The 26,356-nt window shown below is 48.1% G+C and carries 26 protein-coding genes; 1 reads left to right on the top strand and 25 read right to left on the bottom strand.

All coding sequences use genetic code 11. The features are described 5' to 3' along the window. Positions 1-18: 18 nt before the first annotated feature. The 4 genes from EIP93_RS02895 to EIP93_RS02880 form a co-directional block, all read right to left on the bottom strand. Positions 19-669, bottom strand: a complete 651-nt coding sequence (locus tag EIP93_RS02895) for a hypothetical protein (protein ID WP_119888206.1) — start codon at positions 667-669, stop codon at positions 19-21. A gap of 96 nt (positions 670-765) precedes the next feature. Then, positions 766-1,965: a conjugal transfer protein TraF gene (locus EIP93_RS02890; protein ID WP_116167122.1), complete on the bottom strand. Its 1,200-nt coding sequence runs from the start codon at positions 1,963-1,965 to the stop codon at positions 766-768. A 147-nt stretch (positions 1,966-2,112) separates the two neighbouring features. Next, positions 2,113-2,898, bottom strand: coding sequence for a hypothetical protein (locus EIP93_RS22715; protein ID WP_161528270.1), 786 nt, complete (start codon positions 2,896-2,898; stop codon positions 2,113-2,115). Between the two features lie 728 nt (positions 2,899-3,626). Next, positions 3,627-4,757, bottom strand: coding sequence for a site-specific integrase (locus EIP93_RS02880; RefSeq protein WP_125232257.1), 1,131 nt, complete (start codon positions 4,755-4,757; stop codon positions 3,627-3,629). Positions 4,758-5,315: 558 nt separating this feature from the next. Here EIP93_RS02880 and EIP93_RS02875 point away from each other — a divergent pair. Beyond that, a complete protein-coding gene (locus EIP93_RS02875; RefSeq protein WP_102118373.1) occupies positions 5,316-5,702 on the top strand; it encodes a phage tail protein in 387 nt (128 codons plus the stop codon). Between the two features lie 400 nt (positions 5,703-6,102). Here the strand turns inward: EIP93_RS02875 and pilV are convergent, their stop codons facing one another. The 21 genes from pilV to EIP93_RS02765 all read right to left on the bottom strand — a co-directional run bounded on the left by pilV (position 6,103) and on the right by EIP93_RS02765 (position 26,354). After that, positions 6,103-7,713, bottom strand: coding sequence for a shufflon system plasmid conjugative transfer pilus tip adhesin PilV (pilV, locus tag EIP93_RS02865; RefSeq protein WP_125232256.1), 1,611 nt, complete (start codon positions 7,711-7,713; stop codon positions 6,103-6,105). A 13-nt stretch (positions 7,714-7,726) separates the two neighbouring features. Beyond that, positions 7,727-8,380 (bottom strand): prepilin peptidase, encoded by a 654-nt coding sequence (locus tag EIP93_RS02860; RefSeq protein ID WP_102118375.1) that lies wholly within the window; start codon positions 8,378-8,380, stop codon positions 7,727-7,729. Continuing rightward, on the bottom strand, positions 8,377-8,904 hold the full coding sequence (locus EIP93_RS02855; protein ID WP_012822391.1) for a lytic transglycosylase domain-containing protein: 528 nt from the start codon (positions 8,902-8,904) through the stop codon (positions 8,377-8,379). Before EIP93_RS02855 ends, EIP93_RS02860 begins: the two co-directional genes overlap by 4 nt. Then, positions 8,904-9,500 carry a type 4 pilus major pilin gene (locus tag EIP93_RS02850; protein WP_012822390.1) on the bottom strand — a complete coding sequence of 199 codons (597 nt, stop codon included), beginning with the start codon at positions 9,498-9,500 and terminating at the stop codon, positions 8,904-8,906. The genes EIP93_RS02855 and EIP93_RS02850 overlap by 1 nt, the downstream gene beginning before the upstream one ends. Before the next feature lie 56 nt (positions 9,501-9,556). Further along, positions 9,557-10,723 (bottom strand): type II secretion system F family protein, encoded by a 1,167-nt coding sequence (locus EIP93_RS02845; protein ID WP_125232255.1) that lies wholly within the window; start codon positions 10,721-10,723, stop codon positions 9,557-9,559. A 2-nt stretch (positions 10,724-10,725) separates the two neighbouring features. After that, positions 10,726-12,285: an ATPase, T2SS/T4P/T4SS family gene (locus EIP93_RS02840; RefSeq protein ID WP_116167163.1), complete on the bottom strand. Its 1,560-nt coding sequence runs from the start codon at positions 12,283-12,285 to the stop codon at positions 10,726-10,728. After that, positions 12,285-12,794 carry a type IV pilus biogenesis protein PilP gene (pilP, locus tag EIP93_RS02835; protein ID WP_125232254.1) on the bottom strand — a complete coding sequence of 170 codons (510 nt, stop codon included), beginning with the start codon at positions 12,792-12,794 and terminating at the stop codon, positions 12,285-12,287. Before pilP ends, EIP93_RS02840 begins: the two co-directional genes overlap by 1 nt. Next, the gene (gene pilO2 / locus EIP93_RS02830; RefSeq protein ID WP_125232253.1) at positions 12,791-14,104 is read right to left on the bottom strand and encodes a type 4b pilus protein PilO2; all 1,314 of its coding nucleotides are present in this window, start codon (positions 14,102-14,104) and stop codon (positions 12,791-12,793) included. The genes pilP and pilO2 overlap by 4 nt, the downstream gene beginning before the upstream one ends. 10 nt (positions 14,105-14,114) lie before the next feature. Then, on the bottom strand, positions 14,115-15,779 hold the full coding sequence (pilN, locus tag EIP93_RS02825; RefSeq protein ID WP_125232252.1) for a PilN family type IVB pilus formation outer membrane protein: 1,665 nt from the start codon (positions 15,777-15,779) through the stop codon (positions 14,115-14,117). A 9-nt stretch (positions 15,780-15,788) separates the two neighbouring features. Continuing rightward, positions 15,789-16,235: a type IV pilus biogenesis protein PilM gene (locus tag EIP93_RS02820; protein WP_116164956.1), complete on the bottom strand. Its 447-nt coding sequence runs from the start codon at positions 16,233-16,235 to the stop codon at positions 15,789-15,791. Then, positions 16,235-17,578: a PFGI-1 class ICE element type IV pilus protein PilL2 gene (gene pilL2 / locus EIP93_RS02815; RefSeq protein WP_125232251.1), complete on the bottom strand. Its 1,344-nt coding sequence runs from the start codon at positions 17,576-17,578 to the stop codon at positions 16,235-16,237. The genes EIP93_RS02820 and pilL2 overlap by 1 nt, the downstream gene beginning before the upstream one ends. Before the next feature lie 150 nt (positions 17,579-17,728). Further along, positions 17,729-18,166: a DUF29 domain-containing protein gene (locus EIP93_RS02810; RefSeq protein ID WP_039512823.1), complete on the bottom strand. Its 438-nt coding sequence runs from the start codon at positions 18,164-18,166 to the stop codon at positions 17,729-17,731. Between the two features lie 71 nt (positions 18,167-18,237). Further along, on the bottom strand, positions 18,238-18,819 hold the full coding sequence (locus EIP93_RS02805; protein ID WP_125232250.1) for a hypothetical protein: 582 nt from the start codon (positions 18,817-18,819) through the stop codon (positions 18,238-18,240). 100 nt (positions 18,820-18,919) lie between these two features. Beyond that, positions 18,920-19,459, bottom strand: a complete 540-nt coding sequence (locus EIP93_RS02800) for a single-stranded DNA-binding protein (RefSeq protein ID WP_044209279.1) — start codon at positions 19,457-19,459, stop codon at positions 18,920-18,922. 64 nt (positions 19,460-19,523) lie between these two features. After that, a complete protein-coding gene (locus EIP93_RS02795; protein ID WP_044209281.1) occupies positions 19,524-20,015 on the bottom strand; it encodes an STY4534 family ICE replication protein in 492 nt (163 codons plus the stop codon). A gap of 628 nt (positions 20,016-20,643) precedes the next feature. After that, positions 20,644-22,674 carry a DNA topoisomerase III gene (locus EIP93_RS02790; protein ID WP_044209346.1) on the bottom strand — a complete coding sequence of 677 codons (2,031 nt, stop codon included), beginning with the start codon at positions 22,672-22,674 and terminating at the stop codon, positions 20,644-20,646. Beyond that, positions 22,674-23,468, bottom strand: coding sequence for a PFL_4669 family integrating conjugative element protein (locus EIP93_RS02785; protein WP_080738478.1), 795 nt, complete (start codon positions 23,466-23,468; stop codon positions 22,674-22,676). Before EIP93_RS02785 ends, EIP93_RS02790 begins: the two co-directional genes overlap by 1 nt. Positions 23,469-23,778: 310 nt before the next feature. Continuing rightward, a complete protein-coding gene (locus EIP93_RS02780) occupies positions 23,779-25,002 on the bottom strand; it encodes an STY4528 family pathogenicity island replication protein (protein ID WP_044209342.1) in 1,224 nt (407 codons plus the stop codon). Positions 25,003-25,180: 178 nt separating this feature from the next. Continuing rightward, positions 25,181-25,435: a ParE family toxin-like protein gene (locus tag EIP93_RS02775; protein WP_072014162.1), complete on the bottom strand. Its 255-nt coding sequence runs from the start codon at positions 25,433-25,435 to the stop codon at positions 25,181-25,183. Positions 25,436-25,443: 8 nt separating this feature from the next. Further along, positions 25,444-26,058, bottom strand: coding sequence for a DUF2857 domain-containing protein (locus tag EIP93_RS02770; RefSeq protein WP_044209339.1), 615 nt, complete (start codon positions 26,056-26,058; stop codon positions 25,444-25,446). 23 nt (positions 26,059-26,081) lie between these two features. Beyond that, complete coding sequence (locus EIP93_RS02765; RefSeq protein WP_044209336.1) at positions 26,082-26,354, bottom strand: hypothetical protein; 273 nt, start codon at positions 26,352-26,354, stop codon at positions 26,082-26,084. Positions 26,355-26,356 lie beyond the last annotated feature (2 nt).

The raw sequence follows: 26,356 nt of genomic DNA, 5'->3' as shown, positions 1-26,356 counted from the left end.
CAACTTCAGCTTTTGCACTCAATTTGATGATTCACATATTGAGACAAAACGTCTAGATTCTGATGCCGGATTAACTCCGCCCCAGACTAACAAACATTTACCTCTATTAAATTCAGCTCTGTTTTTATTCACGATCGAGTAAATAACAGGAAACTCCACACTCGATAATTTATTTTTTTCGTGCGAGTTCGCATCCCTCTCATTGGTGCCATAGATTTCGGCTAGTTCATAACCAATGGATATGCCATCATTCTCTTCATCGACATAAAGCCCCAATGAAAATCCCACTTGATATTCATCATGCTTTTTATCGAATTCAACCCATTCACCATTAACCCAGCGTAAAGAAACTGCTCCGACATAATCACGAGCTTGCCATACACCGACAACTGAAGGTTCTCTGGCATTGTTATTTACTGAAAGTTCAATAGACGTAAGTGAAGAGAAAGTACCATCACATATTTTTGCAGCGTGTTTTTTGTCAATAACCTTGTGATAAGAAATCTTCCCAGGGTGTTGATTGTAAGATTTGTTTTTATTCAACTCACAACCAACCACTTTCAGTGTTATCACCTGATGTTTGTTATCAACATTCAGTGTGGAAGCGATAGCCAATGAGTTGAAACTTATTGCAGATAAAATCAGTAATGGTTTAATAAAGAAATTCATATATCTCCCTTAAAGCTACACCTATTAATAAGTATTAAGGTAATGATTAGATAATTTAAATAAGGGGCTATTCATAGATAGCCCCTTATTCAGCAATCAGAATGTGAACGTCAATTGAGCAACGGCACCATACGTTCTGTCTGTTCCTGCCATGCCGGTGATATCAAGATGTACGACATCGAACGGAGACAAGCCAATGCCAGCAGTGAAGTAGGAGTTATCGCTGTCATGAATATCAGTACGATACCCTGCACGCAGTTGCGCCCATTTCCAGGCATTCAGCTCACCGCCCACGCTGACAAACTGGCTGTCTTTATCAGAGTTAAAACGGCTTGCTGGAGTCAGATCGATATCAAGCGCAGTAGTAAAGATGCCGTTACTGTATGCGGTTCCCAGTGTGGCTTGAGGCTTGATTTTGAACGTGTCTTTGACGCCGTTGACTTCTTTCGTCTCGATACTGCGTGCAACCAGGTTCTGGCCGACAAGACCAACAATCCAGTTATCACTCAGATTGGTTGAAAAACCGACATCTACGTTGGCGCCCGTTTTATCGTTACGGTAGTCGCTGCTACGAAAATCTGAGCTGTCATAGTTGTTGATCGCAACGTTGTAATTGAATGTATAGACGCGTTGTACCTTCGGTGTAATACCGGCAGAGAACTCGAATCCGCCAACGTTGAATTCGTGCGCCATCGCAACACCGACATCTGCCACGACAGCAGCACGACCATTAGCGGATGACGTTAACGAACTCAGGTCAGAGCCGTTGGCGGTACCGTTTGACACACCATCGAGCCACTGCAGGTCGGTATCGGTTACGTTCGATTTGACCGTTGCAGTCCCCCACGCCTTGGCAACGACTGCAAATGGCAGAACGCCATTGGGAACTGCAGCAACCGTTGACACACCGGCATGCGCTTTAGCATGACTTCCAGAAAAGTCTTGTAATGATCCACGCAGCTTTGACGCAGCTAAACTGGCATCTCCGCCGGCACTAACGATACGCTCAAACGATTTCCAATCATTGTCGATACGGTCAACCCCATCCTGCAGATTATCCGGATCGGAAACCTGAGCGCCGACTGCTGGCAAAATCAGGCTAAAGTCATCTGACTTATCGAATTTCGTCAGCAGCGCGGGGTTTACCAGCGCTGCTGCGCTGTAGTGCGAGGAAGCGACACCTGTTCCGCCCATAGCATCACCGCGAGCTTCAGTCCATGTGCCAGCTGCATTAGCTGAAGTAGCAACCACGATGCCCGCAATAATAAAACTGCGTGTAATTAATGAGTGTTTCATTCTTTATTTCCTATATAGAGATTGAATATAAATATTTATGATTATGCTTTCTTGGTATTCCCTGGTACTGGCACAACATTCATTTCTGAATTTTTGATAAAAGATCCCCTGATGCTGGCGCACCATTAATAATAAAAAAATTACAATTTAACCTGCTAACCAATCTTGATGGTTTTTATATTCACACTGATAATTATCAATAACCATAATGGGAAACACTGAGCCATTAGTTAATGACTCAGCTTGTTTCTTTGAATAAGCTAAATACCTAGCATTCTTCGTTTTCGGAAAACCCCACTCTTTCAACACACGATAAATTTTAATGATTGGGATATTAATTACACCCTGAACATTTTTCCATTCCCGAGTAAAAGCAAAAATCACATCACAATCACTCATTGCGCGAAAGAAAACCAATTCAGCGCTATCACTCAAAGCGTCATAATCCAGAGGTTTCTGGTCAAAAAAATGATAATTATCCACTGGATAAATTTTCTCGCAAAACAACCACTGCACGTCGATTTCAAACCATGATGCCAACTGATACAGCACTTGATGGTTTAACAAATCCAGTGTTCGTTCTGCGCTGGATAATGCCCCCTGACTAATACCAAACGGGGCAAGTAATTGCGCTTGTTGCAATACATTTACGCTATGAGCATCCATTAACAAACAAAAACGTTCATAAACCCCCATCATTTTGTCAGCTGTTGATGCCCTGGCTTCAGAAAGCACCCCTTCCAAGATAATGCCGTAGAGCGTAGACTTGGAAACACCGATACGCTCGGCATGCATATCAAGGAACGCCCTGCTTTCTGGTTTGATTCTTACTGAAAATTGGCTATTACCACCATCATACTTTTCATCACGTTCAGGGAAGACTATGTCCCCTGAACGCAATAATGCAATTAACGCAGTATATGTAGGATTCATTCACTACGACTCCACATAAAAATCATTTCAATGTAATTCAGTAATTCGCTTTAATGTACTAGCGAGGTTAAACAACATTATTAATCGTGTACAACAAAATAAATCGATCGGTTCGATCTAATGTATCGATCACATTAAAGTAATGTACTTTTTCAATCCACGATAAATTAATCACATATCATTAAAAATTTATCGAACCATAACTACGATCATTACACCACCACGGCTGACCCTCACCAATCGCCATTCTTGAAACAACATCTGGCACGTGATCCCTATTCGTTCAGTTCTGGAGAGAATAACTTTAGATACCCGGTAGCTATGACCGTATTTAGCCAAAACCGTCTCTGCTAGCTTCACCTGAGAGGCCCGCATCAAATGAGAACGAAAAACGATTGGCCTATCCTTCTGAAGAGCCTGTTGCAAGACCGTAACAAACGCAAAGTTAAATTTCTGTAACTGTGCCTTGTTCATGTTCCCTATACGAGAAAACACCGCTAAATGTATTACCATATACCGTGTTTTTCTATGCTTCAGTGATGAAATAGCAAACCCTTTAAACGGCACTAATAAACATATGACAGAGTAGAGTGGGCAGTACAGAGCAAGAAAGGTGATAAATACCAATAAAAAAGTCATAGCTGGACACATGAATATCTTCTAGATATCTAAGCATGCGAACTGCTTAAGGAAATGGCGATATTTAACTCAATATCGCCTATGCAAGTTTAAAGCGGGTTGATCAGTATGCGCTCAGGCATATTGACAGAAACATGGCCTGGGGGAGGCAGCCGTTCACCGTTCTTCGCGGCAATAGCCTGGAATTTGAGTAATTCGACAGATGCTACTTTTACTGCGTCATCATAAGTTGATGCTGTCACTGTCAAATCATCAAGGTCAGAAAATGTGATTGTCACCTGACTGCCACAATCATGAACTTCGATATCTGCGGGGTAAGGTATAAATATTGAGGTCAGTTTTTGCGCCTGCTTTTTGCGGGCATCCAATTTACTAACAAGGTGGGTGGCTCTGAGGTGTGTATACCGTTTAAGCATATTCATGGATTTATGCCCCGATATCGCAGCAACCTCCATGACGTTTAATGTCCCCAATTCAAACAACCGGCTAATCGCTTCATGCCTCAAATCATGAAAATGCAGATCATTAATCGATAAGGATTGTAATGCGATACGCCAGGCACTTTTAAAGCCACTCGACGTATATGTAAAAACATTCCCCATATCATCACGCCCCAGTTCGCCAATTTCCTTCAAAACCAGACGCGCCTTTGAAGACAATGGCACATCACGAGCAGAGCCATTTTTTGTTAACGGCAGGTGAGCAATCCCGAGTCGCAGATCGATATTCTCCCATCGTAATGACAGTATTTCGCCCTGCCGCATTGCGGTCTCAATGGCCAACCGGAAAATAGCTAATAACTCAGGTTTTTTACCTCTGAAGTAACGTGTCAGACCTCGTTCTTCTTGTGACGTTAATCGACGCACTCTGCCAGATGAAACCGTGGGTTTTCTTACATGTTCAACTGGATTAATCGTGCATGTTCCCCATTCGACTTTGGCCAAATTATACAATGCGGAGAGCAACGCAAGCTCAAGACGAACAGTGTTGCCACTGATAGATTTTTTTGTGCGTGGATTAATCTGGGCCAGTCTGTCATCTCGATATCCAGCAATATCAACTGATGAAATTTCATCCATATGTCGGTTAGCAAGCGGTGATCTTTTGATAACGTTTATTCGATAAAATTCTTGCAACTGCCCCCGTTTATAGCGTGAGACAGTAGCGAAATATTTGTCCAGCGCCTGGCTTAATAGCATCTTTTTTATACGTTTTTTCATCAGAAATGTCCGTCCCTAAAATTTAAAAGGGAAGACAATACCGCAGTTTGCCTAATTGCCAATCCGGTGCCTGGAAAAGTGCTGAAAAATCCAATTTCGGAGGGAGTTATTGGACTAATAATGGCTGGGATGGCTATTCATGCGTCGCGAATCCAATGACGGGATCGTGCTCATGTCCAACTGACTACACAGCCTATCAACAGTTCCATATTTACATCAGCGGGTGCTTACCGTGCCAGTCATTTGCCTGCATACGCAACGATGTAATTAAGTAAATTAATCACTTTGCCAATCCGGTGCCTGGGAAAACGTAGAAAAACCAGAACCACTATGTGGTTTCTCATCAGAGGATCATCTGGCTGGTAATGTGAATATCATACCTTGTCAGGGGCATAATCCGCTTTTTTCATGCCCCTATGGTTATGACCGGTTCAATATTTTTAAGGCTGATAGTAATGCCTTATTCTCATGCGTAATAACCAAGATTTTATCTGGTGATTAGCTTGCCAATCCGGTGCGTGGAAATCATCTTCCTCTATCCAGCCCGGCACCATCACTATGTGGGGGACACCCGTCCCTCCAGAGGGCTGGCTGGAACTCAATGGCCAGCCATTTAATCCCAGCGGCAATCCCATTCTGGCCAGCCTGTATCCCTCCAGTCAGGTACCTGATTTTCGTGGGTATTTCCCTAGGGGGTGGGATAATGGCGCAAACATCGATCCTGATAGTTCCCGCACTATAAATAGCTATCAGATGGACGAACTAAAATCACACCACCATCAATTAAATACTATGGGTATGGGAGGCAGTGGGACATGGCAAGGCGTCAATGAAGGAGCGCTCCATAGCGGTTCCGGGAAAATTAGCTCGGGAACAACCGAAACTGGTGGTGCAGAAACAAGGCCCAAAAATGTAGCTGTGATGTTCGTCATCAAGGCCGGTTGATTATTCGCAACAATAAAACCTCCCGATCAAGTGGTCAGCAGCTGCAAAACCACACTGTGCACCCTGCGACTTTCATCATCTGAACACGACCGACTGGCAAGCAGTACAATGGATGCTTGCCAGTCTTAACGATGAACATTATGGCGATATTTTTAGGATTATTTAATTTATAATCAAAAGCTTATACATCAATCACGTCATTCACAACATTCAATTTGAAAATGCCCTGTTCTAGGCCAGTCGTTCTCTAAATACCTACTGAAACCAGACATATATTGACCGACAGGGCATGACATGAATTGCTGCCCGCCACCGTAAATGTAATACCATGTACATCGATTCCGTTGTAGTGCTTCTGATTTTTTCCACGCACCGGATTGGCAAGGTGCTCACAAGCGGTTCAACCAGCTTTAATGATGAACATCACAGCGATATTTTTAGGTCGATTTTCGTCTGCTGTAGGAACAGTACTAGAGGCGTCAATTTGTACTACTGAATGGCTCCACGCCTGAGGAGTGCCAGACACGGAGGATCCGCTTCTAGATTGGTGAGAGAACACGCCAGTTGGCGAATAGCCGTTGTAGTCGAATGTTTGAAACGAACCGGTAATGTTCCTAATTGCATCGTTTTGTTCAGATAAAAGCAAACGCGCGTGATCGGTATCAAGGCCAGCACCATTATCCCAGCCCCGAGGAAAGTATCCCCTGAAGTCCGGTATCTGACTGGAGGGATACAGGCTGGCCAGAATGGGATTGCCGCTGGGATTAAATGGCTGGCCATTGAGTTCCAGCCAGCCCTCTGGAGGGACGGGTGTCCCCCACATAGTGATGGTGCCGGGCTGGATAGAGGAAGATGATTTCCACGCACCGGATTGGCAAGTAAGTATGGATCCAGTGCTATCATGGCCTATCAGGCCAGTTGTATCACTGATTGATGTCAGTCCCAGCGTCACCGCATCACAAGAATCTCCCGAAACAACAACTGTCTTTTGATACAAAAATTGGTCAGCAATAACCAACTTACCAGCACTGACATCAGCAGCAGCACTAACGCTTTTTTCTGAACTAATGTCGCCTTCAGCATTAATCCCTGCATTGAGCTCCGCGCGCTTTTTGTCATTATTCCATTTGAGCCAGGCCTCAATATCATTCCCATTGCGCCAACCAAAAAAGCCATTGCTCTCCAATGCCACAAATCTCGCGGCATTCACTTCATTTGCGTTGACCTGTTCAGCATTGTTCAGATTGTTCGAGTTCATATCGATAGCAGTATTCATCTGGTTATATTCCGGATGCGCATCACTACTAAATCGGTACAGACGATCGCTTTCTTTGTTAAGGCCTCCAATCACACCGCCGCTAATGGCTACAGCGATATGCCCTAGTTCCGCAGTTAACCCAAACGGCGTTACAGGAAGTGACCAGGAAAGCTCAGCACCATAAGCGGTATCTGCCTGCCCACCGAGTTCAGTTAACGATGGATCGCTGATAAATCCCCCCATCCCATCAATCAACTGTGCAATACGACGAACGGCGCCCTCATCCAACGCATCACCGCCTGTTGTCACCATCAGGGCTTCAAGTGATGGTTTAACTGACCCACTGAGTGTTCTAGCCCTGACCCCGAAACGATAGACTTGCCTGTCCACCGTCGTTGTACCCATCCCGTCATCCAGATATCCGGCATCAATCAACGTCTGAGCAGTGAAAGGCTGTGGCAAGGGTGTAGACGTTCCCGTAGTACAGGAGGCAGGCGCCAACTGACATAAATAAGCATCATGTTTATCAGATACATACTTACCTGCAGCCTGGGAGACTTTACTCGCGTGACGAGCCACAGTCTGATAGTGCAGCTCAGTCACGTAGTTACTGATCACCTGCGTTACAAGACCAATCAACGCAATAAAAACAAGCACACCGATGATCGAATCTTTGATTAAGCTACCGCGGGCGGGCTGGCGTCGGATAAAGCGGCTCAAAAAGCCCTGTGATGACTGGATTATCGAAAACATAAGGCAACCTCTATCAGTGCCAGAGCGTAAACATCCAACGGTCCGTTAACCGTTGGATGTCCGTCGTAAAAGGAATAAGCAGCCCCCCAAATCCTGCCATCCAGGGGCCAATCGGCGTATGATCGCGTCTGGTCAGTTGCATCGTCAGCGCACCAGTAACCAGAGACACAAACAGAATAACGCTGCCTGCAACTCCGCCCCAGGCGCTCAATACCAGCCACAGCATGATGTCTCCCCGCCCGGGTAGAAGAGCGGACAGCGACGGTCGGACAATAACAGCAATAAGCGCAGCCACCACAACCACGGCAGACATCACCATCACCGGCTGAATGATGTAGGTTGGCAACGGTGAGTAATTCAGCGCAAGAAAAAACAGCGGGACGGTATAACACTCAGGTAGCCATTCCCTTTCCACATCAGCCACAGCACAGGCAAGCAGACCCGCCTGCATCACCAGTAGCAACAGAGAGCCGGACTCATGAACATAAAGTGATACCAGACTAGCAAGCCAGAACGGAATAACGAGCAACAACAAGGTCATTCCGTTCAGCACTCGTGCAGGTTGCAGCGCCAAAAAACGCTCTATCCAGCGAACGTGCTGGCAAGCCAGCCAGGCGACCATCGTCAATACAACGAAAAGTAACGGGGCTAAAATGAATAGACTCATTTCAGTACGATACCCCGTCGTTCGCGTAACAACCGTTTATAGCGTTCCCAGATGAGGTTGGCGTATTTCTCACGCAGCCGGTGGCGCTTATCACCGAACCCCGCATTGTAACTGCCCAGGCAGTTCCAGCTCACACCACACACCTGGAAATGGGATGCCAACAATCGGGTACCAATCTGAATATTCAGGCACGGCTTATCCAGCAAATCCTGCACTGTCGCGATAATGCCCTCCCGGATCAGTTTCGGTACATTCCCCGAGTTAACCATCATCAGACCGTAATCCGCACTACCATCCGAGTTGCTACGGTTGACTGCTTGCGGATTAAAGCTGCTTTCCTGCTCCATCACCGCTTCAATCAGCAGTGAATCGATGACGTACTTCACACTCGCGGTGTGAATACAGGCCAACCAGGGCTGCACCGTATATTTCACCGGCATTTTTCCCTGAGCAACGCTGTTGCCCGGGAAATACGCCAGCAAGATAACAGTGATAAACAGCAACACATTGGCCATGATTATCATTAACGTGACGTGGTAAGAATCAATGTCTTGTCACCACCATCACACTGGGTACCAATCAGCGTCGCCGCCGTTGATGTGCCGGTGGTGACATTTGCTGTCAGCATCGCGGTACTGCCAATGGTGACGGAATAGATTGATTCCCCAGCGTTCAGGAACATTTGCGCCAGATCACCACACCCCCCTTCCGATACCCCCGTTAACGTCAATGCAACTGAGTTGTTGAAGGGGGAACCATTTGTTCTGGCAGGAGCCAGGGCATACGTTCCGCCATAACGGTTGTAATAAACATCGCCGGTGCGATCGACTGAATTTGGAACACCATTGACCGCCCGCAGGGTTGCCATCGATGCACCGGTATACCCGGCCCGGCTCTTCAGCTTGCGGGACTGCTCCAGCATGGTTGTGACTTCAGTTTGTGTAGCACTGTTCTGATACAATCCCCACAGAAAAGTACCCAACTGAAAAACCAGAATAATGACCGCAGCAATGACCACCACGGCGATAATTGCATCTTTCAAATTACCTCCCCGTGCAGGGGTGATAAGCCACTTCGCAATACCAGCCTTGCGGCGGGATGTAGTCAGAGACGTTTCCATTCAATAACCTCTTGATAAATAACTAGCGTTAAAAAAATATAATGTAGTGATACGGGTCAGAACCCTTGAGAACTCAAGGTCATCGTCAGCCCGACCACAGCGAACATGACGTAAATCAGAAAAGCGCCGATCGCGCCCCCCAGACCAAAGGTCAGCCAGTTACTCAGTGACCGAATACGCTCCAGTGCGACAGGCATTTGCTCCTGCCCCCAGTCATTGAGCACATCAGCAATATCCCGGCTGGCGCCGGCACGACTAAGAAAGATGGCACTTTCCCTGGAAGGGAAGTTGTAGCCACTTTCATAGAGCGCCAACCCCAGATTGCGGCCACTGCGCACACGGAAAGCCGCAGCATCAAGGCGCGCGACAAGCCACAGAGAGGCGTGCTTACTGAGCGTATTCAGGACGTCCAGCGGCAACATGCCCGCCTTCAGCAACGAACCGGCACTGAGCATAAATAGCGCCCCTTGCAAGGTGGAGTAGATCGACCAGGGAGGAATAAACTCAAGAAAGCGGCGACGGATAACGCCCCCACGCTTCGGAATAGTGTGGATAATGCGGAAAGTGATCATACCGATGACAAAACACAGAACGGCTCCGTGCTCTTGTATCCCGTGGCTGACACTGTTCAATATGATGATATGCAACGTCCAGCGCTCCTCTGGGATCAGCTTGGACATTGCCGGCAACAGATGTTGTGATACGCCGTAGAGTATCCCGGGTACAGAGCACAGAACCAGGCCCATCTGGCCCAATGCAGGGACCATCGCACTGCGTATTTGCTGAATATATTTAAGCAGGCTGATAGATTGGGCTAATGCCTCAGACATATTGCCCGAGACATTACCCACCCGAAAAAGCACAGCTTCTAGTGGCGAGCACCAGGCTGCCAGAACATCTTCCGGTGTCGCTATCTGATCGCGGGGGCCGGGCAGATTCATCTCCCCGAATGTGCGTTTGCTAACCGCATCGCTCAATTGCTGGCACAGCAGGCTACCGCGATTACGCCGTTTTCCGTTATCGCTGTAGATATCCCGCATAATGTCGAACACTTCTGCCGGCGGCATCCCCATACGCCAGAATGTGCGCACCATCTGCCAAAACTTAATTCGTTCCGTCAGCCAAAACGTCCGGCGCATCATCGGCGGCCAAGTTACAGAGAGGATCAGCAAAATCCCTAAGACCAGCAGCACACAGAAGATGACTATCAGTAATGTCACCATAGCTAGACGCACTCCCTAAAATCGCGGTCTTCATCTGGATCCATGTGCTCTGTGGCCATCACAAGGTCTGTCTGACCAGCCAGCAGCAGACGCCGCAAATGCTGCCCACGACTAAACCCGCCCGCCTGAAGCCAGAGCCGGCGCGCCACAAAACTCCCCTCTTCCAGCCAGCTTTTCATGATATGACGGTCGGGGCGCACGATTTCAGCCACGATGGTTCGTCCACTAATCCCCTGGTTAATCGCGGTTCCCAGCAATTGCTTCGTGCACTTACCGCAACCGTCAGGGTTTCGAAAACGTAACTGCTCAAGCTCATCCGCATTAAACATGCGCTTTGCCAGCGTCTGATGCGAAGCCGGGATCAACTGACGTTTAAGGGCTTCAGACCACGGCAATGAGCAGGACGGGCAGAGCGTATTCACCAACGACTGTGCAATCAGTCCCCGAAAATACGTCGGGTTCGCCAGCTCACGCGCATCAATTCCCCAGTTACGCATGCGGGTCAGTGCATCCAGCGGATAGGTACAATGGAGCCCAAACCAGCCAGGGTGGCCACTGACGGACGTTTCCAATGCAGCGTATGCTGATGCGTAGTCGCGGGCTTCTCCGGTATAGATACCATCCGGATCAAGACGCATGGACATCACCACACTGCCCGCCCAGGCTTCTCCCGCCTGATGCAGACTGAGATTGTCGGTATTAACGGCACACTGCACTGCGCCCAAAATCAGCCCTTCAATCGGCGCTTCCTGGGTTTGTAGACTGACCTGTCCGTTGTTTCTGGCCAGCCATCGACTTGCAAGTACCCTTTGCGTAGTGGATTTACCCGACCCGGTCGTCCCACACAGACCGATAAGTCCCTGTGATGTCAGCTCAATTTCTTCCACCGCCGCTTCATGCTCCGGCTGATAGCCTAAGCTTTGCAGCGTTCGGGTACGCCCACGATCGTCTTCAATCAGGCGCATCACCGCAAAAACACCACCATCGTCAGTCGGACGATGGCTATAGCGGGCTGCATACAAATTCATATCCGCCAGAAATTCAGGTTTAACACGACCATCCTGAGCAACACGCGGGTTGTAACCCTGAGATTTGGTGTCACACATACTTTCCACCATAGTCGACAGCAGCGTTCCTCCCTCTTCAAAATCCGGTTCACGAATGGTGTACAACAACCCATTGATCCGGGTACGGATCCGACTTCCCTGGCGACGGTCGAGATGTACGTGAATATCAGAGGCGCTCATCGAGATGACATCGCGGAACATCCGACGGACCTCGCGCTGAGCACCACTGATCCCCGCTTCCACATCATGCGTATTGGCCAGCCCTACCTGACCAAGCTCACTTTTCATCACGAATTCAGGCGGCAATGGCTTCAGCCCGGCCCGGCGCAATCCGGCAAACCAGCTGATGAATTCCGGCTCCTTACTAATTTCCCGGTTAATGCGCACACTCACAGACTCGTTATCAAGACGAATGAGCTCAATGTCATCACTGTATGGCTCTGGAACGCGGCAGGCCAAATCGGCATCAGCTGATTGATGGTTATCCGTTTTCATTACTGCGCTACCCCTGTCTGGATCATCTGTCCGTTGCTAAGTTCGACACCACGTGAAGTGATGCTTTTCACGCGATGCTCACTGCCTGGCCAGATATCGCCTGGCTGAAGTACGATACGGCGACCATTAAATTCAGCCGCCGCGCGCAGCGTTCTGTTTTCACTCCATATCTCTTTCAACCGCGCAGTCGTAATAGCCAGGCTTACCCCGGCGCCTTTGCTCGCAGTCCCAAGCCCAACACCTGGTGTAGCTGAAGGCAGTAACATATCGGGCCGGTTCTTCAGCGTTTGCCCCTTCAACCGACTTTCCGCCAGTGCGTTCTGCGCGTCCTGACGAGCCTGCTGTGTTTTTATCAAATCAATTTCCAGCTCGACAGCTCTCAGCGTCCTGACTGTCACTTCATCAGAAACCAGGACGTCCCCTGAGGGAACAGGACTAATTTCCGTCATATCAGAAGCCAATACCGATGCTGTAAACAGCAACGGAAATAGGGAAAAAACTTTCATCATGGTGTATTTCCTTCTGGTGCAACGCTGTCCTGGGCACGACTGTACGCCGTTCCATCCCATGACCAGGTCAATGACCGCCCCTCAACCTTCAGTCCAACACGCGTCAGACGGAGTCCCACCGCAGACAAACCTGCCAGCTGAAAGGAAGGGGCTAAGCGAGAGGTATGAGAAAAGGCAAATGCGCTCCAGTCCTGAATCCACTCGACCGTTTCATCCACCGGAGTTGATGTTGGCGGGACATTCTGGAGTGATGGAGGGATCCCCCGGGACTGAAAGAAACTCAGCAAAAGTCGACGGTGAGTTTCACTGTCAATCACGTGATCGTCACCGCCACTGGGCAGCGCAGGATAGGAGAACGCCACCTGCGCGTTATCCCCACTCTCATCGATAAAGACAACCGGTGAGCCTGGAAGAGACTGCACAGCCTGAATCAGGCGGTTGACCGTCGCCAGTCGATTGTTCTTATCCCGCACCCATGCGGTCATAACGCCATCAGCCCGGCAGTCGGCAGAGGACAATGGCCAAAAACCCAGATCCAGAGGAAGCGCATCCAGCTTACGTTCGCAGACCGTTAGCAAAGTCTGAGCCGATGGTTGCATCACCCATGGATGGGGTAATACACGTTTTTCTTTTTGAGAAAGCTCGCTGCCCACTGCAGCCATCGCAGCCAGCTTTGCTTTTGCTGCCTGGGCCTGGCGAGCAGACCAGTTCTGCCAATACTGCACGCCCCACATCCCTGCAATGCTGACCGCAAACAGCACAGGCACACTAATCAATAACGTACGTTGTATTCTGGCGGGACACGTCAATCGATAACGTGCTGGCCAGTCGCGACGACGCAACGGCAGGATATCAGCGGGTACCGCAGGCGCATCCGGCGTAGAGGCCACATGCCATCCCGCTTCCGGCGCAAGCGTGAGGTTAATAAATTCATTTGTGATGGCGAACATATCGTCGCGCGTACCGCAAATGTCGCCGTTAAGCGCAGGAACACCGTGAATAGTCGCTAAAAAAACATATTCATCGTTACCGAGTTGGACAACGCCATACCCGTTTTCCCCCGTCCAGTTCGTCGCCAGTGCGGCAAGTGACCACAACCGACCTGGCCTCCATGGGCAAGCGCCCGTGACCGCTGACGCACCAGAATGAATATCGGAAGCTGGAGCTGAGTTCGCTTTATTGCGCCGACGAACAGGGTTGAGCTTCAGGGATAACATATCGCGCCCAAACCGCTGGACACTTTTCTCTGCTGTCGGCTCCCAGCGCAATCCTGCGACTAACCCACCATTCTCATGAGGTACAGTAATCACATCGCCGCCCTCACATCAGAACTGGCGTAACGGCGATGATCAGGGTGACATCATCCGTTTCACTTGATTTACCACCGCCGGCGACAGTGACATCAGGATCAAATGCGCCTTCCCGAGATGTAGTCAGATTGCGCGAGTTATAACCACTGACGATCAACGTCTGACCCGGCCTCAGATTAACCCGTTCACTTAAGCTCCGTACGGTGGTATACGGCATCTCCATTTTGGTTCTTCCGTCCTCAGATGACTCTTTGCGCAACTGAGCCGGATCGGAGTGACTGAAGTTAAATTGCAGTTGAATATCGCCTTCATCACGGATATCAGGCAATAGTGTCATCTGTGTCCCCGTAGTGATGCTTCCGGGTTCCATGTCCGTCGTGGCATAATTTTCGGACACGGTTGTTTTCTGGTTTCGCAGGTAAACCATCTGGCCCGCAATCTGAAACGGTGCAGGAACCAAATTAGTCGTCGTTGCCTCATGAGCCATCACAACAGACACTTTGCCTTGCGACTCTAACGCTCGGAACAACGCCGTAGTGCCTGCAAATTTTCCATCAATAACATTAATACCTGCGGATGAAATTGCAGTAGTGGCCGTTGGCGTACCCGCCAACGTTAAGCCAAATCGATCGAGACGATTAGCAACAACAGACCAGTCCAGTGACGTCTGACTGGAACCTTTGCGCTGAACCGAATAGACGCTGACCATAAGCTTGACCATCCGATTCATACGCACATTCAGGTTGTCGATATAACCCTCAACTCTGTCCAGTACCTGGGGAACATCTGTTACAACAAGTTCGCCCGTTGAACCAGAAAGGTGCCAGTTCCCCGATGGACTGATCATCGACTTAATGGATTGACCGATGTCATTATGAATTTTGCTTTCCAGCTTAACGCTAGTGCTCTGTCCTGAATTCTGGCTGCCGCTTACCGAGCTATTATCACCTCCGGCTGTCGAGCTACTAGTGCCGGTCAAGTTGGAATTCATGGATGTTTCAGCGTTGAGAACCTTTAATCGGTAAGTTCGCGTGTCCAGGTAATACAGCACCACCTGATTGTTTTCGAATTTCCAGTTGAGCCCCGTACGCGATGTGATTTGGTCCAGTGCCCCACCGAGAGGCTCGCCCTCCCAACTGATATCAGTAATCAGTCCCACACCGATATTCGGTGAAAATGACGAGGTAGACGTTACGCCGCCAATACTGGCCAGTGCAGGACGCCCACCTTCATCCGGACGAGGAAGCGCCCCTTGGATAGCTCGAGTCGCCCCAGCGCCCCCCTGTGATGCTGAACCGGATAGCGCACTCATGGCATCAGGCGTTATCACAACCGGGAACCCGCAACTGCGGGTAATACGCTGGCCAACTTCATACAGAGACAAGCTGCCATCAATAATCAATGTCAGGCTGCATGGAGGTAACTTGACCTGTTGCGCCCGTGCACTGACACGAATAGGACGGGGATTGACCCAGGGCTCGTCAACCCAGACAAGTGAAGGAGAGGAAGGCTGTGTGCGAGATAATCCATGTAACTGCTCAGCCGTTCGGATATCCCGCTCCGCTTGCTCATCTGCCCCCCTAAACCCGTTGGTAGCACAACCATTCAGGACGGTAGAAACAAGCAATGCCAGCGCAACGTTCCGGTATGTAAAATGCGGGGTAAATTGTGACATCGTCTTCTCTTAGTTGATGTATACCAAAGAGCCTTCCGTGATGCCGGCAGGCAATGGAACTGGCCAGGGAGCGGGGTCAACAAGAGTATTCACACGCCCTTCGTTGATACGAGCCAGAAGGCGTGAGTCGCGTGATAATTCACGTAACACCCTGGCCATACCTGGTTTTTCTTTTGCCCACACGAAAACTCGTCCGTTATATTCGGTGCAGTAAATGTCTGGGTTATCTTCCAAACCAGGGATTGAAAGCAGATTCGAAGGACGGTTCCCGGGACATAAGGACAGGACATTTCCCCCCAGAGCTTTTAACCTTCCTAGCGTGTTGGCTGTCTGAAGCATTTGGCGTGCCGTAGAAGTTTCTATGACCGTATCCACCGACAAATCACCAGTAGAGCGTGCCCCCTGGTATCCGCCAACCAGGACTAACAACGCCATTAACACCAACATGCCTTGCATCAGTTCAGCCCTGTTCTTAGGGGTTTATCAGAGACCACAACAACACACTGGCTGCGGTTAGCGAGGCCATAGAGCGGGGTATCCACTTTCCCATCCACCCTTTCTGGTCCATATAAATAAAAAATGCGGTTCACAAATGCATCGAAACTGCCATGAATAACCAGGCGAGGCGGCAAGGGATAATCGACATTGATCGGCCAAACCACAGCCCATTTTCCGCCATAGGGGCAATCGACTGAGGAAGCCTTTCGCGTCAAAAACTCACGTAATGTGGTGGTATCGGGATCGGCTTTCCAGACTGGTGTAATAACAGGTGCGGGCTTGGGTTCAGAAGCCACAACAGGAGAAGCTACTGGCGTCGGGACCACAGGTGCAACTACTGCTGGGCTCGTCTTAGACGACGTCAAAAGCAACTTTGCCGTTTCATCTTTTTTTGGCGGCTGCGCGACAGGAGCCGGCGGCAATGCTGTCGTCGGTGCCGGGATTGATTTTGCAGCTGGAGCTGGAGCGACTGAGGATTTTACAGGTGATGGCAGCGCAGACAACGGGGCTGTTTGGGCGGCAGCAGAAGGTTTCGATATGGAGGCAGAAGCGACCGGCTTGTTCACAGAAACAGGTACCCCCGTAGCCAATACCGAAGGTTTACTCTCTGTCGCTGTCGGCGAAAGCGTTGTCAGGGTTGGTACAGGTAAGGGTTGGCTGTCCGGTTTTAACATGCCTGATTTCGTCTGCGCCCCTGGATTCGTAAAAGGATTTCCGGAAGTGCGGGGCGGGACAGAAATGGCCGATTTAACGGGGGAAGTAGACAATGATGCAGAAGCGGCCGGTGCAAACGAACGATATTCATCACGCAGAGCAAAGCAGACTTCACGATTCACATCGTCAACGCGTAGCCGCCACGCGGGCCCTGCAACTATCTGCAACGCTTCACTGAGACGAACCGGACCGATATTGCGCTGGACACCTGGCAAAGGTCGACCAAGCAGCTCAGAAAACGTTGATGACGTTGAGGGGCACAACGAATAACCAGACTCCAGCAACAAATAACGAAATCCATCCCCGACGCTACGCACCAGTTGTGGCGGCATGGTGATGTCGATCATTTGGTTGAGTGGATCGCGTTGTGAATCTGCAGGGCGAGTGCTGACCAGTGTGTAACGGTCATAACGCACGACTTCAGGTGAACGATTTTGATAAATATCGTTCGTCCTTGGCTGCACAGCCGGGCGGGAAACTGAAGAGGTTGTTTGTTGTGCGCACCCCACTACCAGCATTGCAGCAGAAAGGCATGCCAGCGTCGTCGTAGCTGGCGTATTTCGAGGGTGCCGCATAGGTCTTGTCATCAGTCTCCACCGTGTTTAAGAGAAATCTCAAAATCAGGTGGTTATTCTGCCGACAAGCCCGGACTGAACAACGCTAAACTAAAAACGTGCTCAGAAAAGAAAAACGCTGACCGAAGCCAGCGTTAGTGTCCCATAGCTACATGAGAAAGGTTAATTTGGCCAAAACTCAGAATACAGCACATCTTCTACCGTCCAGATTTGCTCGTCCGGTAAGTTTTCCAGCTGTGTTTCCGACGCCGCAATGGCCACGGCTTTAGACCAGATCACATCATACCAATCAGGGTCATTCAGTTTGGTTTTCAGGCTCGGAGACTCTTTCAGCGCGTATGCCACATCTTTACGCTGCGCTTTGATCGTCTTTTCCCAGCTCGAACCACGACGTTCCGGTTGATATTTCCATTTCAGTAAGTGAGCAATCAAGACAGCCATGCGGCTTGCCAGCTCCCGTTGTTCGCTCTTACCCACGTCTGCAATCTCCTCGGCAATGTTTTTGCCGTCGATCTCTGAAAATTTACCGGAACGTAAAAGTTCCGCCTGCTCATTAGACCAGGCGACAACATCAGTCTCGTATCGAGTATGAGTAGTCATTTTACCCCCGAAGGATCACAGAAAAAGTAAGTGTTTTACTAAGTCTGTCATGTAAGAAAGTACCCGTCAATTTAGCTAGCAAGAGCAAGAACTTCCGGATACTGCCGCCAGTGCCGATCGACATCAGCAAGCAATAGAGTGTTTGCCTTATCTCTCATTCGTTCCGCGGTCGAATAATTATCCCATGATGCTTCAATCGCCGCTTCTTTGCGGAGTTCTTCACATTGGGAATACAATTGATTCACCTCAACATCACTAGAAACAGGCGGAGTCCACAAAATACCATCGCCAGCAAAGACACCCCCGATGACCAGCCTTCCGAATCTATCTAGAATTCTGATCTGGCTAGGATAAAAACTTTGTGGCCCACAATCATGCCCAAGGTCGGGATCATAGTAATCAGCATCTTCATCACGAAACGGCCAGCTATCACTGCTATAAAGGGTCATCAATCGATCAATCGCCTCAACAAGAGTTGCACCGCCAGAGATTTGAAGTGATTCAGTTCGGTAAAAGGAACCGCTCCGATCATCTTCCAGGTACTCAACACTGCCCATAACGTCAGCGGTGAACTGTCTATTGAAGATGTCTTCGCGTAGCGAAATACCTGGTTCATAGGGTGTATGAAAAAAAGAAGGTATATTGTTCATCATATTCTCCTAATTCGGTTCATTAGGAGAACTTTCCCGCGGGAAAATTCTCCCGCAAGGAAAGGTAATAAGAAAAGCACCAGAACAACCCTGGCGCATGAGATTAAGAAATGGCATAAAGCCCATGGTTCGAAATACTCAAACCGAGCGGGCCGAACGGAATATCGTCGTCGAAGTCCATTGGTGGTTCATTGCCTGCTGGACCGGGTGACTGAGGTGTACCACTATGTGATGGTGCTGCGGGCTGCTGAGGTTTTCCCCATGAAGTACCAGCCGCACTTTGGTTGTTGTTAGGACGAGAACCTAGCATCTGCAATGTGCCGCCAACGTTAACGACAATTTCAGTCGTATAGCGTTCTACTCCAGCCTGATCGGCCCATTTACGCGTTTGTAATGATCCCTCAATGTAAACCTGAGATCCCTTGCGGAGATATTCGCCAGCGATTTCAGCGAGCTTCCCGAAAATCACCACACGGTGCCATTCGGTCTTCTCTTTTTGTTCACCACTTTGCTTATCCCGCCAGGATTCAGAGGTCGCTAATGTCATGTTGGCAACTGCACCACCATTCGGCATATAGCGAATTTCAGGATCCTGACCGAGATGGCCAACTAAAATAACTTTGTTAACACCACGTGAAGCCATAATTTGTCTCCTTTTACATTGAAAAACACCCCGCAAGCGAGGTGTTTATAATGAGTACCAGTTATCAGAATGAGTTATTCGCATAGGATTTAGCCGCAGCGGTACCATTATTCTGAGGAGGCACGGAGTCAGATTTTTCAGCTTTATAGACCTGTTGTTGGCCCACTTTGATCCAGTCAACCTTAATCAATCGGGCTTTCTGGCTAACACGCTGTTCACCGGCATGTTCACCGGATTTTAATGTAAAAATCTCAGCAGAGAGATTACTCAGTGTGAAACCAATAAGGACTTTCTTATCCTCATCAGACGCTTTTTGACAGCGCGCAATCAGGTCAGTTGCTTCCTTACCAACAACGGTAACATCAAAACGAACATAGTTCGCTTTATCTGCCGGACCACTTAATGCGTTAATGACACAACTCAGGAATGATCCTGACGTGCCAGTAACGTGACGAATATTACTGACATATCCCAATCCATTAATCAGAAGATTAAAATATTCTGATTTGTTAGCTTGAGAATTGTTTTGAGCTTGAGAGTTGTTATTTGCAGACATTGTATTTCTCCAGGAGTGTTAAATAAGGTGCGACGGAGAAAACAGTTCCATTGAGGGAATTGTTTTTCCCGTCAAGGGTCAGGATCAGCTGTTATCCTGACTTGTCTGGTTAGTAAAATCGGACCTTCATCACCACGCTCGCAACGGCGTTTAAACTACCTGGTGATATCTGCTTCCAAAGGCTGGCAGATTTACCACACGCAACTGAGCGTGTTCTTCCTTGCAGGCTACAGAAGTGTTCTTTTGTGACTACCCGAAAGCGATCCTCACGAGTCACCGGATCATTAGTGGTCATCGAAGATGACGATTAAGCACGGTCATTTTTAAATCACAGCGCAGTATCGTCAAACCTAAATTGTTTATATGCCAGTAAAAATAAAAACGGTGTCGGTTTTATCCGACACCGTCTAGTGGGGTGTACCATATCCCTGAGGTATTCAATGTAGCTCCGGGGAAGTTTCCCGACGCGCTTTTCACGGAGGGTATGCGTCTTACAGATCGACTAGTGTGCGGTAGCCATCTGCTGGGCTCGTAGCGTTCAGTTCCCCGTAAGAACATCACACTACATCGTAGCCTGCGAGGTACGAATTGCATCAAAGCAGAATTACAATATCAAAAATACCGCTTGTCAGGTAACCGGTTTATTCTTAATTTTTACGGTCCTTTTACCTGATTTACTTTTTGTTTTTGTTCCTTCGCTTACAACGCCTTTGCAAAGAGGGTATTTTATACATCCCCAAAACATTCCATTGTCACCTTTTATTCTTTGAGTAATACCACCGCATGTTGGGCATGGCGGAGTAACCGGAGGCGTTAGTGAAATTACCTGCTGTTTACCCTTTTCAACCAAGATACGCGTCCATTCTGTTTGGCGTTGCATAAAGACTTCAAGAGAGAGTTTTCCCTGATATATATCTTCCAAAGACTGCTCCCACAACGCCGTCATGCCAGGGCTTGTTAACGTATCTGGTAGAGCCGCCACCAGTTCTCTGGCGATTAGGGTCGCATAAATATGTGCACCTTTTCTCTCCAGATAATTCCGTTTAAACAATGTTTCAATAATTCCACCACGTGTTGCCTCCGTTCCCAGGCCTGCATTCTCACGAAGTACCTTTTTTAATTCAGGATCAGTAACAAAACTTGCCGCATTTTCCATCGCAGCAATGAGCGTTCCGTCAGTGAAATGAGATGGAGGCTTCGTTTGCAGAGACTTAACTTCTCCCCCCTTTACCTGGCATAAATCGTTTTGACTTAATTTGGGTAACTCGCCACCGCCGTTATCATCCAGCTCCTTAGTGGCTACATGATCTTCTTTCTCGTCGACAAAAAGAGCCCTCCAGCCAAGAACAACACTAATACGTCCTCGGGTCCGAAATAGTTGCCCACCGATATTAAACGTAGCTTCAGTTACATCAGCTTCCTGAAGCGGAAAAAATTGAGCCAAATAGTGTTGCCGAATGAGGGAGTAAACCTTCAATTCATCCTGTGATAATTTCGCCATATCAAAGGATTGCCTAGTAGGGATAATGGCATGGTGCGCAGTGATTTTTTTATCATTCCAGACACGGGAAATAAACGAGCGATCAGCTCTTTGCACAGCAGAGGCTATAACAGGATCGGATTGCACAAGCGCAGAAAGGACTTCGTCAATCTCTGTTTTCATTGACTCAGGTAGATATCCACAATCCGTTCTAGGGTACGTTGTTGCTTTATGTGTTTCGTAGAGTGCTTGCGCGATACCCAGTACCTGATTTGCCCCCATCCCCCATTTACGAGAACAAACTTGCTGAAGAGCGCTTAAGCTAAAACATAAAGGTGCAGGGGTCCTATCTCGCTTCATCGTGACATCAAGTACCACGGCCGTTTCAGTATTTCGGCACAGTTGCTCTACTGCCAATGCTGCGTTCTGCTGTATACATCGATGCTCACTATCACAATAACCAGCGGCTGGGATCCAGATTGCGGTAAACCGAATCCCATCTTTTTCTAACTCAGCCCAAACTTTCCAATAGGGCTTTGGCACAAAACTATCGATTTCAAGATCGCGACGAACCACGAGTGCCATCGTTGGCGTTTGCACTCGTCCGATAGACAATACATCACGTCGCCCAAAACCTTTATCACGAGCCTTTAAGGTATAAAGGCGGGTCAGATTCATGCCAATCAACCAATCCGCTTTACTACGTCCCATTCCTGCGTAATAAAGGCGAACCGTTTTTTCCCCGGGCAACAAATTGTCTAACCCCTTCCGGATACTAGCGTCGTCGAGCGCACTCAACCACAGGCGTTTTACATTTCCAGTAAAATGGCAGTAATCCAGTAACTCTCTGGCCAGAACCTCCCCCTCCCGATCTGCATCTGACGCAATAACAACGTCGTCAGCCTGCTTAAGCAAACGACTAACGACAGAGAATTGATCCGACGTATCTTTCTTTACAAGAAGCTTCCACTGTGAGGGTAGCATTGGCAGAGAATCAAGGCTCCATTGAGCAAATTCATCGCCATATGACTCAGGATTAGCCAACTCCAGAAGGTGACCAATAGCCCAAGTAATTGTAATGTCCTTACCAAAGAGAAATCCTTTACCACGCTGAGTTATTCCCATAACTTTCGCGATGTCTTTAGCCTGAGAAGGTTTTTCGCATAAAAATAAACGCATTACTCCCCCCCGATAGGAGAAAGCCGTGCAGAAAAAGAAGAACGCACTTTCCCAGACATAATGTCAGCATCAGGCTCGCCGTAAAGCTCAATAGCTCTCAGGCCTGCTGGCGTTTTGGCGAGAATATCATTGCGGGTAACATCAACAGCACGGTAATTCTGCACGATGCTGTATATCTGTCTGATCGCATACCCTCCCTTATCCAAGTATTGATCGCGAGTTGCACGAGAAATAAGACCATAGTGGAAAGCCTGAAATACCTTCATCGCTAATTGGTCGTAGCCGACCAATAGCCAGACACAGCGATATCCAAGCGGAGAACTGCTATAAACACCGATATTTAGTGGTGAAACAGACACAACGTCGGTTAGCTTTATTGATACAGGGATAGATTTCAGGATCTCCGATATCTCTTGAACCACTTGCTGAACTTTATCTGTAGATATTTCAATGGCATCTTCCAATCTAACCAGCAGTGCATCAGCATAAGGATTATCGACAACTGATGCCTGATATACCTGACCGGCACGTGATATCACTTGCGGCATACTAAAAATATGGCGAGGGGGCCGTTGTGAATTCACATCAGCTGTCGCTGTTTGCTCTTTGCGGCGCCCGTCCCATAACCTGATAGCATAATGAGTATGGAGATCGAGAGTTAAGGATGATTTCAATGCACCGGAACGGGATTCTCGTTCACGAGAAGGCTGAGTGGTAGGATATGGGGTTGTCGGCTCTGGTAAAGCGGGCTCCTGCTGAGTATCTTTATTCACACCGTTTTCTGTATCTGACATCGCGGACTCCTTGTTCTGACCTGAAATATTTCTGATTTGGGATAGAAATATTCAGGGAAAAGGAGCTATCAGCTCAATTCAAAACCAGTTTTGAGAAAACGTAAATATAAATGTGCCGGGACGAGAAGAGCACACACGTACCACCAAAAACCCAACTCGCCCAGCCACACTATTATATAAACTTTCATATTCGTATAACATCGCCTAAAACTATCATGCAATGGTTGTTTTTTAATCGCTGTTGCCAGTGGCAACACTGACCAATATTTAACCAACTCAGCATAAGCAACCAAACACTGGTCAATCCCATTTATCTCGGAGAGCACTTTTTCCGTATATCAGCCAGCATATTCTGGACGAACTCTTTGTCTGAAACAGGCTTAGGCACAATATCGGTTGCCGCCTCAGGAGACACACGCATACCCTCCGTGAAAAGCGCGTCTGCAGCTTGGGGCTGCGCAGGCCGTGTCGGTTTTTTTTGAGTAAAAAGTTTTCCATCACGGGCTCGTTTCAATACAGACAGTAGCCAGCCAATCGGGTTAGTAAGCCCTCCGTCAGAAAGCGCCCTGCTTATCGATTGCAGCACCTGCTCAGCTTGCTCGCTGGTCAGTGCCTGAAGTTGCTCCGTCACCATGCTACGATCGACCATCGGTAGCAACTGTTCGAACGTGCTCGGCAGTACGTACGTATTTCTTTTTACACACTGTGTATTACTACGTACGTAACGGTTCGGATTCCGAACTGAGTGACAACCCCTTGAAATACCACTGAGTTCGGATTCCGAACCAGGTGATTTATCCTCTTCAGGATGACTGAGTTCGGATACCGAACTCAGTGAATTTGTGTCCGAACTCGGTGATTTTTGTCTTAGTTCGGATTCCGAACCAGGGTGACGAGCAGCCTGTCTGACTGCCATTTGTTGCGGTGTTTGGGTGGAGCCCAGGCGGCTCTCAATAAGCGCAATACGACTATGACGATGCCGCATCGTGGTGTCATTTTTGATCTCGTTCAATACTTCCCATGCTGTCTGACTGATAGTTTTGTTCTTGTTCTGACATGCTTCAGCAACCGTATCCAGCCAACCTGGATCGAAAATCTCAGCATCGAGGAATGAGAGTGGTTCATCATGCTGCGCATAAATGTTTCCGCGAACTCGGCCTTTTTCATCACGAACGCGTTTGCACAAACTTAGCCAGCCGGTGATCCTCAGCATCAACAGTACGCGGCTGATTGTCTCCCGGGAGGCCTTACCTTTATGGGGTGACGCTAACTGAAGCTGTAATTCATCATAGGTGGGAAAAATCGCCCCTTCATTTTGCTGGGCGTACAGGCGGATCATCATCCAGGCCATCTTATCCAGAGGAGATAACCTAGTATCTAATAGTAAACGTCTGGGGTATGCATCATGTACATTCCCCATATAAAGTAGCCCGCTACGCAGCTGTCCCGCGTCATCGCTGGGTATTCGCTCAGCCAACCGGAGGTTCATTTTCTCAACGGTGTAAGCTATCAGGCTGTCTGCCGGCAGATTCATATCATTGTCCTTATCGCTGACTGCTTCTTATCCGGCTGTTGGCGCGCGATAAAAAACATCAATGCATTTTTTTCTGCATCCGAAAAATCAGATGCAGCATAAACACACTGACTCGTCATATTTTTATTGACTCATTTTCAATATTTCTCTTTTGCAACACTCCACCTTATATCATTTATTATTTTCTTATTTCTTTGTTATAACGTTCATGATTCATTAACTCCCATGAATCACCTTGATTTCGGCTCAATAATCGCCAGAATGGACCGATATCTATTTTTAGATATCTAGATCCTTTATCGAAAAGGCGAGTGTAGTTTCTCTCTCCTTGCCGAAAACGTCGAATTTGATTTTTAGCTTTATGGTAATGTGATTTCGGAACTGTTACTGGAGCATATAATCCCGGCATAATTTCACATAAACGAGAACTCATTATTATCCTCACCGTGACATCGCTTTTTTTGCTGATTCAGCAGAAGCATTCATGCTATGCGTTTGACTCCACGACCGAACGGCGTGCCAAACAGCAGTCAAAGACACATCCATCTGCTCTGCGGCTAACATCATGACATCCAGCCCCTCGCCGCTATCGATATTCTCTACAGTAGCCAACTGCCAACGTTGCCAAAGTGTGGCACTTTCCTCTTCACTCAAGACAACACCTCGCCCAGGACGTACGTCAATGCCAGCAATGCGTCGTCGATTGGCCACTTCCAGACTGGATAGCCCAAACATGTGTTGCATAAGTTCAATAGAGCCACCTAGTGATAACGCACGATCAATGCGCTGCGTACGCATTTGCTCACGGCGGGCATGCTGAACCAGACGGTAAAAATTTTCGTGATGAATGTTGAATTGCAATACAGAGACAGAGCTATTGGAAATATAATGCAGGTCATCAATAGTCAAACTTTGCAGTAATTGCATCTCCTCTTGTTTTAATCCAAGGGACTCACATCGACGAATGTGACCACTTTTTAAATCCATCACTAATTGAGTCAGCAGGCTATTTGCTGACTGGGATGCATTTGCTATTTGTAATAAACTCTCACTCATAAAACATCTCCATTTGTAAAATGTTATTCATCTCTTTTTGAACTATCTAAATACTTATCCGATAAATACGTATGAATACACCGAAAATCATCGATTAGCGGTTTACATTCATTCGCTGTTTTTAAGAAAACGTCACACACATCATGCTGACTGAGTATTTCCCCGCACCGATCCAATGTTTGGACATCATCCGTATACGCATCCTGAATCTGCCGTTCTTTCTCTTTTATTGCACTGGATAGTGCATTAAGTAGCACCTCATAATAGGTGCCACTTTGTAAACGCAATTTTCCCATTC

Origin of the sequence: Pectobacterium versatile (genome assembly GCF_003932035.1) — a bacterium.
GTDB lineage: Bacteria > Pseudomonadota > Gammaproteobacteria > Enterobacterales > Enterobacteriaceae > Pectobacterium > Pectobacterium versatile.
This window is presented reverse-complemented; position numbering and strand designations above follow the sequence as displayed.